At 56.1% G+C, this 12,396-nt stretch carries 13 protein-coding genes and 1 pseudogene; 10 read left to right on the forward strand and 4 right to left on the reverse strand.

The features are described from left to right. Positions 1-69: 69 nt before the first annotated feature. Positions 70-1,479 carry a 3-isopropylmalate dehydratase large subunit gene (gene leuC, locus AC0L7S_RS10765; protein WP_473470871.1) on the forward strand — a complete coding sequence of 470 codons (1,410 nt, stop codon included), beginning with the start codon at positions 70-72 and terminating at the stop codon, positions 1,477-1,479. Between the two features lie 140 nt (positions 1,480-1,619). After that, on the forward strand, positions 1,620-2,813 hold the full coding sequence (locus tag AC0L7S_RS10770; RefSeq protein ID WP_473474262.1) for a GGDEF domain-containing protein: 1,194 nt from the start codon (positions 1,620-1,622) through the stop codon (positions 2,811-2,813). A 14-nt stretch (positions 2,814-2,827) separates the two neighbouring features. Here AC0L7S_RS10770 and AC0L7S_RS10775 read toward each other — a convergent pair whose 3' ends face one another. Then, a complete protein-coding gene (locus AC0L7S_RS10775) occupies positions 2,828-3,190 on the reverse strand; it encodes a hypothetical protein (protein ID WP_473470872.1) in 363 nt (120 codons plus the stop codon). Positions 3,191-3,629: 439 nt separating this feature from the next. Between AC0L7S_RS10775 and AC0L7S_RS10780 the strand changes: the two genes are divergently transcribed. From AC0L7S_RS10780 to AC0L7S_RS10805, 6 genes are all read left to right on the forward strand, one after another. Continuing rightward, a complete protein-coding gene (locus AC0L7S_RS10780; protein ID WP_473470873.1) occupies positions 3,630-3,815 on the forward strand; it encodes a hypothetical protein in 186 nt (61 codons plus the stop codon). A 222-nt stretch (positions 3,816-4,037) separates the two neighbouring features. Continuing rightward, positions 4,038-4,442, forward strand: coding sequence for a succinate dehydrogenase, cytochrome b556 subunit (gene sdhC / locus AC0L7S_RS10785; RefSeq protein ID WP_473470875.1), 405 nt, complete (start codon positions 4,038-4,040; stop codon positions 4,440-4,442). A 2-nt stretch (positions 4,443-4,444) separates the two neighbouring features. Continuing rightward, entirely contained in the window at positions 4,445-4,840 is a 396-nt protein-coding gene (gene sdhD, locus AC0L7S_RS10790; protein WP_473470876.1) for a succinate dehydrogenase, hydrophobic membrane anchor protein, read from the forward strand. Positions 4,841-4,843: 3 nt separating this feature from the next. Then, positions 4,844-6,682, forward strand: coding sequence for a succinate dehydrogenase flavoprotein subunit (sdhA, locus tag AC0L7S_RS10795; protein WP_473470877.1), 1,839 nt, complete (start codon positions 4,844-4,846; stop codon positions 6,680-6,682). 12 nt (positions 6,683-6,694) lie between these two features. Then, a complete protein-coding gene (locus tag AC0L7S_RS10800; RefSeq protein ID WP_473470878.1) occupies positions 6,695-7,474 on the forward strand; it encodes a succinate dehydrogenase iron-sulfur subunit in 780 nt (259 codons plus the stop codon). A 100-nt stretch (positions 7,475-7,574) separates the two neighbouring features. Next, positions 7,575-8,213 carry a DUF480 domain-containing protein gene (locus AC0L7S_RS10805; RefSeq protein ID WP_473470879.1) on the forward strand — a complete coding sequence of 213 codons (639 nt, stop codon included), beginning with the start codon at positions 7,575-7,577 and terminating at the stop codon, positions 8,211-8,213. Positions 8,214-8,380: 167 nt separating this feature from the next. Here AC0L7S_RS10805 and AC0L7S_RS10810 read toward each other — a convergent pair whose 3' ends face one another. The 3 genes and pseudogenes from AC0L7S_RS10810 to AC0L7S_RS10820 all read right to left on the reverse strand — a co-directional run bounded on the left by AC0L7S_RS10810 (position 8,381) and on the right by AC0L7S_RS10820 (position 10,832). Then, on the reverse strand, positions 8,381-8,818 hold the full coding sequence (locus tag AC0L7S_RS10810; protein WP_473470880.1) for an OsmC family protein: 438 nt from the start codon (positions 8,816-8,818) through the stop codon (positions 8,381-8,383). A gap of 152 nt (positions 8,819-8,970) precedes the next feature. Beyond that, positions 8,971-9,429 carry a YbaK/EbsC family protein gene (locus AC0L7S_RS10815; protein WP_473470881.1) on the reverse strand — a complete coding sequence of 153 codons (459 nt, stop codon included), beginning with the start codon at positions 9,427-9,429 and terminating at the stop codon, positions 8,971-8,973. 154 nt (positions 9,430-9,583) lie between these two features. Continuing rightward, positions 9,584-10,832: pseudogene (locus AC0L7S_RS10820) on the reverse strand (ubiquinone biosynthesis hydroxylase). A gap of 104 nt (positions 10,833-10,936) precedes the next feature. Between AC0L7S_RS10820 and tesB the strand changes: the two are divergent. Continuing rightward, complete coding sequence (gene tesB / locus AC0L7S_RS10825; protein ID WP_473470883.1) at positions 10,937-11,809, forward strand: acyl-CoA thioesterase II; 873 nt, start codon at positions 10,937-10,939, stop codon at positions 11,807-11,809. Positions 11,810-12,032: 223 nt separating this feature from the next. Next, a complete protein-coding gene (locus AC0L7S_RS10830; protein WP_473470884.1) occupies positions 12,033-12,371 on the forward strand; it encodes a P-II family nitrogen regulator in 339 nt (112 codons plus the stop codon). Positions 12,372-12,396: the final 25 nt, after the last annotated feature.

The raw sequence follows: 12,396 nt of genomic DNA on the forward strand, positions 1-12,396 counted from the left end.
TGTTTCACGTCGCGAGCCGCAACTCCGGCATCACAATTTTCAAATATCGCAATCGACGGATTTTGAGCAATGAGCGCACCGCGCACCCTCTACGACAAGATATTCGATGACCACATGGTTGACCGTCAGGACGATGGAACCTGCCTGCTCTATATTGATCGCCATCTTGTCCACGAAGTGACAAGCCCGCAAGCCTTTGAAGGTCTGCGTATGACCGAGCGAAAGGTCAGGCATCCAGAAAAGACGCTTGCCGTGGTCGATCACAATGTGTCGACCTCGCCCGATCGGGTCAACGGCATCAAGAATGAGGAAAGCCGTATCCAGGTCGAGGCGCTTGCCAAAAACGCCGCGGATTTTGGCGTTGAGTATTATTCCGAGAAGGATCGTCGGCAGGGTATCGTTCATATCATTGGCCCCGAACAAGGCTTTACGCTTCCCGGTATGACGATTGTGTGCGGTGACAGTCACACCTCCACCCACGGTGCGTTCGGTGCGCTGGCGCATGGGATCGGCACGTCCGAAGTCGAGCATGTGCTGGCAACGCAAACACTGATCCAGCGCAAGGCCAAGAACATGCTGGTGCGTGTCGATGGCCAGTTGCCGCAAGGGGTGACGGCAAAGGATATCATCCTTGCCATTATTGGCGAGATCGGCACGGCTGGTGGCACCGGCTACGTCATCGAATATGCTGGCGAGGCAATTCGCGCGCTGTCCATGGAAGGGCGCATGACGATTTGCAACATGTCGATTGAAGGCGGCGCGCGTGCCGGTCTGATCGCGCCGGATGAGACGACGTTTTCCTATGTGAAGGATAAGCCACGGGCACCGAAAGGGGCTGCATGGGACATGGCGCTGGACTACTGGCAGACGCTAAAAACTGATGAAGGCGCGCATTTCGATAAGATCGTGGTGCTCGATGCGGCAAAGCTGCCGCCAATCGTGACCTGGGGATCTTCGCCTGAAGATGTTGTTTCAGTGCTCGGTGTGGTGCCGGACCCGGAGCAGATCGAAGATGAGAACAAGCGCAATTCGAAGAAGCGCGCGCTCGATTACATGGGCCTGACGGCGGGAACCAAAATCACCGACATCGAGCTTGATCGTGTCTTCATCGGCTCGTGCACCAATGGCCGCATCGAGGATCTGCGCGCCGTTGCCGCCGTTGCCGAGGGCAGGCAGGTGCATCCGCGTATTGACGCCATGATCGTGCCGGGATCAGGACTGGTGAAGGAGCAGGCGGAAGCCGAAGGACTGGACAAGATATTTATCGCGGCCGGTTTCGACTGGCGTGAACCGGGCTGCTCAATGTGTCTGGCCATGAACGATGATCGCCTCAAGCCACATGAACGCTGTGCATCGACGTCGAACCGCAATTTCGAGGGACGACAGGGCTTCAAGGGACGCACGCATCTTGTTTCCCCGGCGATGGCCGCAGCAGCGGCAATCGCTGGCCATTTCGTCGATATTCGCGATTGGGAGTAGGTCTCTATACGGGCATGTGACGTGCCCTCGCACTTATCTCGATCATCTTCGGCTGATGCTTTTGATGGGCGCAGTTTAACCCGTTGTTTGTGCTTTGCACCTAAAGTCTTCCGCGACGGAAACCGGGAATGTGGTGCGGCTTGGGCACGGGATTGTTCATAATATTGCTCAACCCGGCCATTGCGCTTGTCCTGGCCTCGGCCTTTTTTGTGCTTTGGCAATATCAGAAAAGCCATCGGTATCTGGCAATTCTGTGCAGTGGCTATGTCTGTTCGGCGGTTGGCTTCCTGCTTCAGTATTTCACATTGCCACTTGGCGTTGCGGCGACGAAATTCCTTTCAAACGCCTTTTTTACAGTGGCCATTTGCCTTATTTCCGGTGTGGTCGCCAAACGCTATGGCAAGCAGATACCTGTCTTCGGGATCGGTCTGTTCGCGGCTGGTGGGTTGGCTGGCATGTCGTGGTTCCTGTTTGTGCAATCCGACATTACATGGCGTGTCCTGTCGATGAATTTCGCATTCGGGGGCATCTGTCTGGTCGTTGCAGCAGAATTGCGCGTCGTGCCCAACAAAGGGCCGATCGAGAAGATCCTGCTGGCCGTGTCCCTGCTATCGGGATTGAATTTCATTGCACGGCCTTTGTTGAGCGTGTTGATAGCCGGTCCTTTTGGCGGATACACGGAACTTCATAATTCGGTTTACTGGACAACTGCCGTTCTATCACATGGCTTGCTGTCGCTATTTCTTGCTCTTTGCCTGTTCACGGCTGCCGCGCTTGATGTGCTGGCGACGTTCAAGAGCGACTCGCACACCGACCCGCTTTCCAAACTGCTGAATCGGCGTGGCTTTGAAGTTTGTGCGGAAGAATTGCTGGATCGCTGTGCCAATGCGGGCTTTCCGGTTGCGCTGGTTCTGGCCGATCTCGACCATTTCAAAGCAGTCAATGACCGTCATGGCCATGCGGTTGGAGATCAGGTGATCGCAAGCTTCGCCGCAAGACTGGCATCGGCGGTGGGTACGCGAGGCATAGCAAGCAGGATGGGAGGCGAGGAGTTCGCAGTGCTGTTGCCGCTCGCCGATCTTGCCTCAGCCAAACTGTTTGCCGAGGCAGTGCGTACCTTGTATGCGACCGGACAAATTGATGACATCCCGGCCGATGTGCGGGTGACGGCGAGCTTCGGGGTCGCGGCGCGAACCGGCGACGAGTGTCTTGAGCCGCTGATGCGGCGCGCCGATGATGCGCTCTATAAAGCCAAGCAAAATGGCCGCAACAGCGTGCGCCTTTCCTATGAAAGACCCGCTGCAACCCCGGCCAAGGCGTATGGCGGCCTATAGCGCCGGTACAGGCTTTACTGGCAGGGGCTCAGTTCCGGCATCTCACCGTCAGCCAGGCCGTACATGTAGCTACGGCCCTTGACGAAAACGGGAGGTCGATAGCAATCCGCCGTTAGGGCGGGGGCCTGCGTCCGGTCAAGATAGACAACATCGGGTTGGCCAGCGTCGGTATAGTCGGCGAGCTTTTTTGCCATGCTGCCTTCACCAACCAGAATGCGCTTGTAGCCGGCTGCGCTATCAATGACGAGATTACCGAAGGAATCGGCATATACGTGGTCCTGATGTGCAGGCCAGGCGAATGCCGGACCGGCGTAACCAGCGGCAGTCAGAGCCACGACAAATGCCGTGAGACCCGGCAGAGCGAATTTTGAACGCATGGTGCGTCCTCCATGGTTAGAGGTAAACCTCCTCGATTCGAAGACGTTAACCATTTATTAACCTTTGTTAAGAGGCTAACCGCACCGCAACCATATCTTTCTAAACATGGTTAACGGCCAGGTGCTGGAGAAGGCGTCTGTCAGAGAGGCCATTTCTACGCCCGTATCAGCGCTTCAGCGTGCATCGAAACTTTTCAGAGGATGGCGGAAAATATTGTCAGGAAACGACTTGATCCAGATCAATCGTGGCGATTAGAAACATTCACATGGAGGACCGTGCATGGCGTTAGGCCGGACATTTCGGGTGGCTGCCCTATTGCCAATCATTGGTTTGGCTGCATGCGTTGCGCAACAGGGCAGGCCGGGGTCGCCGACCAGTATGGAGACCACATCATCTCAGCCCCGCAAAGCCACTTACAGTTGTGCTGATGGTGGACTGATGACGATCGTAAATCTCGGTGCCCTGGTTCGCGTGGCCGGTGCAGATGGTGTCGATGAGGAGTTTTCAGCTTCACCTGTCAACCAGACCAGCCGCTACGAAAAGGGGCATGACGCGATTGTTCTTGACGGACGTGACGCCCTGATCATGAGGAACCGACAAGTGCCGCTGACCTGCACTCGCTAAACGATTTTGCGACGCACTCGCCTGATTGGTGCCCGATAGGCCGGGTTCAAACGGTTGAAGTGGCGGTCTGGCTTTTGTCAGGCCAATTTTCGGTCTTTATGCGGCTTTCCAGCTTTGACGCGGTGCAAAAAGAGTTCTAGAAACCGGCTGTCTAATACAGTACCCGGGAATTGCAGCGCTTCACTTTAGCGAAGCTGGACCGGATGCAGATTTGGGGGAGCCATGAGTCAACCACTAGCCACCCGCGGCCGACCACTTTCACCGCATCTGTCAATATATCGACCACCAATAACGATGACGATGTCGATCATCCATCGCATTACCGGTGGTGCGCTCTATTTCGGAACGCTGCTGGTTGCATGGTGGCTTACGGCAGCGGCGGGACCGCAAGCCTATTTCGATTTCGTCAACGGCATTTTCGGTTCATGGATCGGGCGTCTCATTCTTTTCGGCTATACATGGGCGCTTGTGCACCACATGTTTGGCGGTATTCGCCATCTCGTTTGGGACACCGGGGTCGGCCTTGAAAAGCATACGGCGTCGAAGATCGCCTGGGCCACGCTTATCGGATCGGTGGTTGCGACACTGGCAATCTGGATCGTCGGCTACATGGTGCGAGGAGGCTGACGATGAGCGACAACAAGAACGATATGCGCACACCGCTTGGCAAAGTCCGGGGGCTGGGTTCGGCGCGCGAGGGAACGCAGCATTTCTGGCGTCAGCGTGTGACTGCAATCGCCAACATCCCGCTGGTCCTGTTTTTCGTAGGATTTCTGATTGCGATGAATGGCGCTGACTACGCCGAGCTGCGTTCAGCGCTGGCCAATCCTTTCGCAAATTTGATCATACTCCTGATGCTGGTTTCCGGGCTTTATCACATGCGGCTTGGTATGCAGGCCATCATTGAAGACTATGTTCACGGCGAGGGCAGCAAGCTGGCTTTGCTGGTTCTCAATACTTTCTTCACCATAGCGGTTGGCGTTGTTTCGGTCTTCGCCCTGCTCAAGCTGTCATTCGGAGGCTGAGCCTTGGCCAAGGACACGAAAAGCGCGAACAAGGCTTCCGCTTACACTTATGTCGATCACAAATTCGATGTTGTCGTTGTCGGTGCCGGAGGTTCGGGTTTGCGCGCCACGCTTGGCATGGCCGAGCAAGGCTTGAAGACCGCCTGCATCACCAAGGTGTTCCCGACGCGCTCTCATACGGTTGCCGCCCAAGGCGGGATTGCTGCCTCGTTGCAGAATATGGGTCCCGATCATTGGCAGTGGCACCTCTATGACACGGTGAAAGGCTCCGATTGGCTGGGCGACACCGATGCGATGGAGTATCTGGCACGCGAAGCGCCAGCGGCCGTCTATGAGCTTGAGCATTACGGCGTGCCGTTCTCGCGCACGGAGGAGGGCAAGATTTATCAACGACCCTTTGGCGGCCATATGCAGAATTTCGGCGATGGACCGCCGGTTCAGCGCACATGCGCGGCGGCTGACCGCACCGGCCATGCCATCTTGCATACGCTCTATGGCCAGTCGTTGAAGCACAATGCGCAGTTCTTCATCGAGTATTTCGCGCTCGATCTCATCATGGAACCGGATGGAACCTGCACCGGTGTCGTGGCCTGGAACCTTGATGACGGCACCATTCACCGGTTTTCGGCCAAGATGGTGGTGTTGGCGACAGGCGGTTACGGGCGCGCCTATTTTTCGGCTACCTCGGCGCACACCTGTACCGGCGACGGTGGCGGCATGGCATCGAGAGCCGGACTGCCCTTGCAGGACATGGAATTCGTGCAGTTCCATCCAACCGGCATCTATGGTGCGGGCTGCCTGATTACCGAAGGCGCGCGCGGTGAGGGTGGCTATCTGGTCAACTCCGAAGGTGAGCGCTTCATGGAGCGCTATGCGCCTTCAGCCAAGGATCTTGCGTCGCGCGATGTCGTGTCGCGCTGCATGACGATGGAAATTCGTGAGGGTCGCGGAGTTGGCAAGGACAAGGATCACATCTTCCTGCATCTCGACCATCTCGACCCGGCGGTGCTTGCCGAGCGTTTGCCCGGTATTTCAGAGTCGGCCAAAATCTTTGCGGGCGTCGATCTGACCCGCGACCCGATCCCGGTCCTGCCGACTGTTCACTACAATATGGGTGGCGTTCCAACAAATTACTGGGGTGAAGTGCTGAATCCGACAGCCAAAAGCCCGGATCGTGTTTCGCCCGGTCTGATGGCTGTCGGTGAGGCTGGGTGTGCCTCGGTTCACGGTGCCAACCGGCTTGGCTCGAACTCGCTGATCGACCTCGTCGTGTTCGGACGCGCTGCTGCGATCCGGGCAGGGCAGGTCATCGACCGCAATGCACCCATTCCGGCGCTGAATGAAGCGTCGGTTGAAAAAATCATGGATCGCTTCGATGGGCTGCGCCATGCCAATGGCGGCACGCCCACGGCTGTCATTCGCGAACGGATGCAAAAGGCCATGCAGGATGATGCGGCAGTGTTTCGTACGCAAGATTCGCTTGCAAAGGGCTGCAAGCGAATTTCCAAGATCTGGGGTGAGTTGAAAGATATCAAGGTCTTCGATCGCTCGATGATCTGGAATTCCGATTTGGTCGAGACGCTTGAACTGGAAAACCTGATGTCCAACGCGATTGCAACGGTTTATGGCGCGGAAGCGCGCAAGGAAAGCCGTGGTGCCCATGCGCGCGAAGACTTTTCGGCGCGTGATGACGCCAAATGGCGCAAGCACACGCTGGCTCGTGTCAGCGAGACCGGCAAGGTCACGCTCAGCTACCGTCCGGTACACACCGAACCGCAGCTCAAGGAAAAAGATGGTGGCATCAGCCTCGCCAAGATCGCGCCCAAGGCGCGGGTGTATTGAGGACTGCATAGAATGGTCGAACTCGCATTACCCAAGAACTCGCAGATCAAGCAAGGCAAGACATGGCCGAAGCCGGAAGGTGCGACCAATCTGCGCGAATATCGCATCTATCGCTGGTCACCGGATGATGACGAAAACCCGAGCATGGATACCTATTTCGTCGACATGGACGATTGCGGACCGATGGTTCTGGATGCGCTCTTGTACATCAAGAACAAGATCGATCCGACATTGACGTTGCGCCGCTCGTGTCGCGAAGGCATTTGCGGTTCGTGCGCGATGAACATTGACGGTTCCAACACACTGGCCTGCACCAAAGGTTGCGACGACATTTCCGGCGCGATCAAAATCTATCCATTGCCGCATATGCCGGTGGTGAAGGATCTTATTCCCGACCTCACCAATTTCTACGCGCAGCATGCCTCTATCGAACCGTGGCTCAAGACGGTTTCGCCCGAACCTGCAAAGGAGTGGCTGCAAAGCCATGATGATCGCGTGAAGCTGGACGGGCTTTACGAGTGCATTTTGTGTGCTTGCTGCTCGACGTCGTGCCCAAGTTACTGGTGGAACGGTGATCGTTATCTTGGTCCGGCTGTGTTGCTGCAAGCCTATCGCTGGCTGATCGATAGCCGTGACGAGGCAACCGGCGAGCGGCTCGACAATCTGGAAGACCCCTTCCGTTTGTATCGCTGCCATACCATCATGAACTGTGCACAGAGTTGTCCAAAAGGGCTCAACCCTGCCAAGGCCATCGCCGAGATCAAGAAATTGATGGTTGAGCGGCGCGTTTGACCCTGGTGGCGGCCTGTCTTTTGGTTTTTTGTACGCGACGCAATGGTAAAAGACAGGCAGTGAGATCGGCTGATCTCGCGGTTTGGAGATGGGGAAAGATATGGTCGATGACGATTTTCCAATCCTGTCACCCATCGAAGCGCGTGTTCTCGGTTGCCTGATCGAGAAGAAGGAAATTACGCCTGACGTTTATCCGCTGACGCTCAATGCTCTGATCGCGGCGGCGAACCAGAAAACCGCCCGCGAACCTGTGATGGCGGTGGAGACATCTGAGGTTCACAGAGCCCTTGGCTTGCTTGAGCAGAAGGGGTTGTCGCGGCAGGTCTTTGCTTCGCGCGTCGAGCGTTACGAGCACACGGTTGCGCAGCGCTTCTCACTCACAACTCAGCAAATCGTGCTCGTCGGTCTTTTGCTGCTGCGCGGCCCGCAAACTGCCTATGAGCTTTCGGCCCGAAGTGAGCGAATGGTGCGATTTGCGTCGGTTGACGATCTGCGTGGTGATCTCGATCTGCTGATCGGGCGAAAGCCGCCACTTGTCCAGCAGCTTGATCGCAGTCCAGGCCAGCGCGAGGAACGCTTCGTGCATTTATTGTCCGGCAAGGTTGAGGATGTTGCCCCCGCCACGACTATGCGAACGGCGGTGCCGACTTTGGACCTTGAAGCGCGCATTGTGGCGCTTGAAGAACTGGTTGTAAAACTTGGCGAGCGCATAGAAGCACTGTCTAACGAAAGCCGTTGAGGCTGCTTTTGGTGCCTCCCGCATCAGAGCGGATTTCGGGCGGTTTAGCTTTTGATGGAAGCGCTGAACCGCTCCAACTATTTGTTCTTACGCGATTTCGGGAAAACCGCTGTGCACTTTTCCCGAAACTTCTCTAGCGACCAGTGCCGCTGCGAGTTGCGCGTTGATCAGGTCAGCTTCGCGTCAAGTGTGATCTTGATTGCACCGAGTGCCTTGGACACAGGGCATCCCGCCTTAGCCTTTTCAGCCAATTCATTGAATTTTGCCGCCTCAATGCCGGGAACCTTGCCGACGACTTTCAAGGCGCTCTCGGTGATTTCGAAACCACCTTCGGCAGCGGGGCCATAGGCAATAACAGCCTCGGCGTTCAGCTCAGTGGCGGGTGTGCCATTTTCAGCCAGAAAATGCGCAAACTGCATGGCAAAGCAACCGGCATGAGCGGCGGCGATCAATTCTTCCGGATTCGTGCCGGATTTCCCACTCTCATCCTGAAAGCGACCCTTGAAAGAATAGGGTTGTTTGTCGAATGCGCCGCTTTGCATATCAAGCGTGCCGTTACCCTCAGTGAGCGAACCCTTCCAAAGGGCGATGGCGTTACGATTCATGATTTTCTCCTTGCATGAGGGATGGCCGAAAGCGGCCTATTGGCAATATAGGGATTTAAAACGGCATCGTCATTGACCCGGTGCAAATTCAAGCCACGGAATCGTGTCGTTCTGGTGTGGTTGCGACAATATTTTATTTTATCAGGACTGCCCTACTGGCAAACGTCCACCCATTCGGCGTCGGTCAGGGTTGCCAGCCGGTCGGGTGTAAGGCGAACAGCAGCGTTTGTTGCACCGGCAGCCGGTACGACCTCTTCAAAGCCACGTAGCGAGATGTCGCAATAGACAGATAGCGGCGAGGGTAAGCCAAATGGGCACACACCGCCAATAGGGTGGCTGGTCGCCTCGATGACGTGCTCGGCATCAAGCATGCGCGCTTTTGCAGCGAAATGAGCGCGAAACTTCCGGTTGTCAATTCGTGCCGTGCCGCCGGTCACGAGGAGCATAAGGGTATCACCGGCACGCAGGCAGATTGTTTTCGCGATTTGTGCGGGTTCAACGCCATGCGCCGCTGCCGCCAATGCGACCGTTGCCGAACTGTTTTCGGTAACGATCACCCTAATGTCGGGAGCGTGGGTTGTGAAAAATGCGCGAACGGAATCAAGACTCATTTGGGAAACAATAGAAGCGACCACTTCGATCAGGCAAGAGGGGTTGGGCTAAAGCACATCGCGTCCAAAGGGATTCATGCAGGGTGCTTCAAGCCTTTGCTTTTTTGTGCATGTCGTTGCCCCAAAACCGCTGCACACTTTTGGGCGACATGCATTAGATTGCTTCGCCTTTCAGAAGGCGTGGCGTGTTGGGGGCAAGGCCGGAGGCCTGGCGGATGAAATACTCCTTGAGGCGTGGCAGGCGCTCGACAATGCCAAGGCCGATATCACGTACCGCCCGGACCGGCGCGATGTCGTTGGAAAACAGCCGGTTCAGTATGTCGGTGGTAACACCCATCTGCACGGTATCGAAACGGCGCCATGCCTGATAACGCTCCAGCACATCGAGTGCGCCAATATCCTGACCAAGGCGGTCGGCCTCGACAATGACTTCTGCCAGTGCCGCTGCATCCTTGAAACCAAGATTAAGCCCCTGACCGGCGATCGGATGGATGCCGTGAGCGGCATCGCCTACAAGTGCGATACGAGGCGCGACGAAGGCGCGGGCAAGTGTCAGACCAAGAGGCCATGCGCGAGGTTTGTCTTCGACGCGGATTTCGCCAAGCTTCAAACCAAAGCGCCGTTCCAGCTCCGTCTCGAATACAAGTTCGTCGCCATTCACCAATTTGTCAGCATCGTCAGTTCGCTCAACCCATACCAGCGAGGAACGATTGCCCTTTAGCGGCAATGTGGCAAAGGGGCCTGCGGGAAGAAAATGTTCTTCTGCGCGGCCATTATGCGGGCGATCATGGCTAACTGTGCAGACAATGCCTGACTGGCCATATTCCCAACGCACCGTCTTGATGCCAGCCATGTCGCGCAGCCTGGATTTAACACCATCAGCAGCAACAAGCAGGCGTGCGTCAAGCGTAGCACCATCAGCCAGATGAACGACCACACCGGCATTCGTGGCATTGAAACCCTGCACTGCCATGCCTTCGACAATGTCGATACCGAGTTGTTGGGCGCGCCGACGCAAGGCACCATTCAGATCGCGATTGGCAACCATATGCGCGAAGGGTTCGCCGGGGGCGATTTCACCATCGAAAGTGAGGAAAACCGGCCGTACCGGATCGGCAGTCCGCGAGATCGGTGATCGTCATGTCGGTAATTGCTTGTGCTTCGGGGGCAATCTCTTCCCATACGCCGAGGCTTTCGAGCATCCGGCAGGCGGCAGCGGCAATGGCCGATGCTCGCCCATCCTTTTGCCAGACGCCGGCAGGCGCTGCATCGACAATGGTTATGGAAAGACCTGGACGTGCCTGCTTGAGCGAGACGGCCGTCGCAAGGCCAACATATCCAGCACCAGCGACCAAAACATCAAGTCTGGTCTGACTTGTCTTGCCGGATTTGCGTCCACTCATTACCAGAAACCTTTCGCACTTCGGATCTGTGCCTACTACGCGCTTGACGGCCAGCCAATCCTGTTCGACACCATATGGAGACAATCGGGCGAAGGTGCGAAAGCATGACGACGGCTATCGACGAGCTTCTTGACATTCTCGACCTTGAAAAGCTGGAGCACAACCTGTTTCGTGGTCGCAGCCCGCAGCTCAACTGGCAACGCGTGTTTGGCGGCCAGACAATCGCTCAGGCGCTTGTGGCGGCACAGCGTACCGTTGATCCCGAGCGCCATATCCATTCGCTGCACGGCTATTTCATGCGCCCGGGCGACACCAAGGTGCCGATTATCTATGAAGTCGATCGCATCCGCGATGGCATTTCCTTCACGACCAGACGTGTAGTTGCAATCCAGCATGGCCAGGCGATTTTCTCACTCGAAGCGTCATTCCAGTATGACGAAACGGGTCTGGAACATCAGATGCCGATGCCTTTGGATGTTCCCGAGCCCGATACGCTTTTATCGCAACGCCAACTGATGAACGAATTGGGTGACGCTGTGCCGGAAGGCATCAAACGCTATTGGGAACGTGAACGGCCCGTCGAAATGAAACCGGTCATGTTGAAACATTATACAAGCCGGGAAAAGCTTGAGCCGAAACAAAATATCTGGATCAGGACGAGCAGCCCCGTACCAGACAACCGCGCTATTCAGGCGGCCGTACTGGCCTATCTGTCGGATATTACGCTGCTTGATACATCCACATTCGCCCATGGGCGTGCAATTTTCGATCGCGATATTCAAGGTGCCAGTCTGGACCATGCCATGTGGTTTCATCGTAGCCATGCCTTGGACGACTGGATTCTCTACACGCAAGACAGCCCCTCGACCCAGGGTTCGCGGGGGTTCACGCGCGGTACGCTATTTGCCCGCGATGGTACGCTGATTGCCTCGGTAGCGCAGGAAGGATTGATCCGGCTGAAGCGAAAGATGAAATAATAGGCATGGCGTTTTATATGCACAATTATTAGACATAACCGTAACCGAACTTCTGAAGCGCTACGGAGCGAATTTCAATATATACATTTAATAACAGCTAGTTACCGATTTTTACGGCAACTGGCACGGAGCTTGTTTGTCCATTGTAGCTTCCCCGACTTTGTTGGGGCCAGCACGTGCATGTGGAACGCGGGGACCCGCATCAAACAAGGGGTGAAACCTTATGAAAATTGTGATGGCTATTATCAAGCCGTTCAAGCTCGACGAGGTGCGCGAGGCGCTCACCACGCTCGGCATACAGGGCCTGACCGTTACGGAGGTCAAAGGCTACGGACGTCAGAAAGGCCATACGGAAATCTACCGTGGTGCCGAATATGCCGTGAGCTTTCTGCCGAAAATCAAGATCGAAGTCGCGGTCGATGACGATGTGGCCGACAGGACAGTCGATGCAATTCGCAATACCGCCAAGACCGGGCAGATCGGTGATGGCAAGATTTTCGTTTTTGGCATCGAACAGGCCGTGCGCATCCGTACCGGCGAAACAGACACAGACGCGCTCTGAACGGGCCGGTCCAGTTGCAATGGAG

Source organism: Mesorhizobium sp. G2-6-1 (assembly GCF_055809095.1).

Coding starts and splice junctions, on each gene's coding strand:
- leuC (WP_473470871.1), top strand. CDS start 70: ATGAGCGCACCGCGCACCCTCTACGACAAGATATTCGATGACCACATG.
- AC0L7S_RS10775 (WP_473470872.1), bottom strand. CDS start 3,190: ATGCGTTCAAAATTCGCTCTGCCGGGTCTCACGGCATTTGTCGTGGCT.
- AC0L7S_RS10780 (WP_473470873.1), top strand. CDS start 3,630: ATGACGATCGTAAATCTCGGTGCCCTGGTTCGCGTGGCCGGTGCAGAT.
- sdhC (WP_473470875.1), top strand. CDS start 4,038: ATGAGTCAACCACTAGCCACCCGCGGCCGACCACTTTCACCGCATCTG.
- sdhD (WP_473470876.1), top strand. CDS start 4,445: ATGAGCGACAACAAGAACGATATGCGCACACCGCTTGGCAAAGTCCGG.
- AC0L7S_RS10800 (WP_473470878.1), top strand. CDS start 6,695: ATGGTCGAACTCGCATTACCCAAGAACTCGCAGATCAAGCAAGGCAAG.
- AC0L7S_RS10805 (WP_473470879.1), top strand. CDS start 7,575: ATGGTCGATGACGATTTTCCAATCCTGTCACCCATCGAAGCGCGTGTT.
- AC0L7S_RS10810 (WP_473470880.1), bottom strand. CDS start 8,818: ATGAATCGTAACGCCATCGCCCTTTGGAAGGGTTCGCTCACTGAGGGT.
- AC0L7S_RS10815 (WP_473470881.1), bottom strand. CDS start 9,429: ATGAGTCTTGATTCCGTTCGCGCATTTTTCACAACCCACGCTCCCGAC.
- tesB (WP_473470883.1), top strand. CDS start 10,937: ATGACGACGGCTATCGACGAGCTTCTTGACATTCTCGACCTTGAAAAG.
- AC0L7S_RS10830 (WP_473470884.1), top strand. CDS start 12,033: ATGAAAATTGTGATGGCTATTATCAAGCCGTTCAAGCTCGACGAGGTG.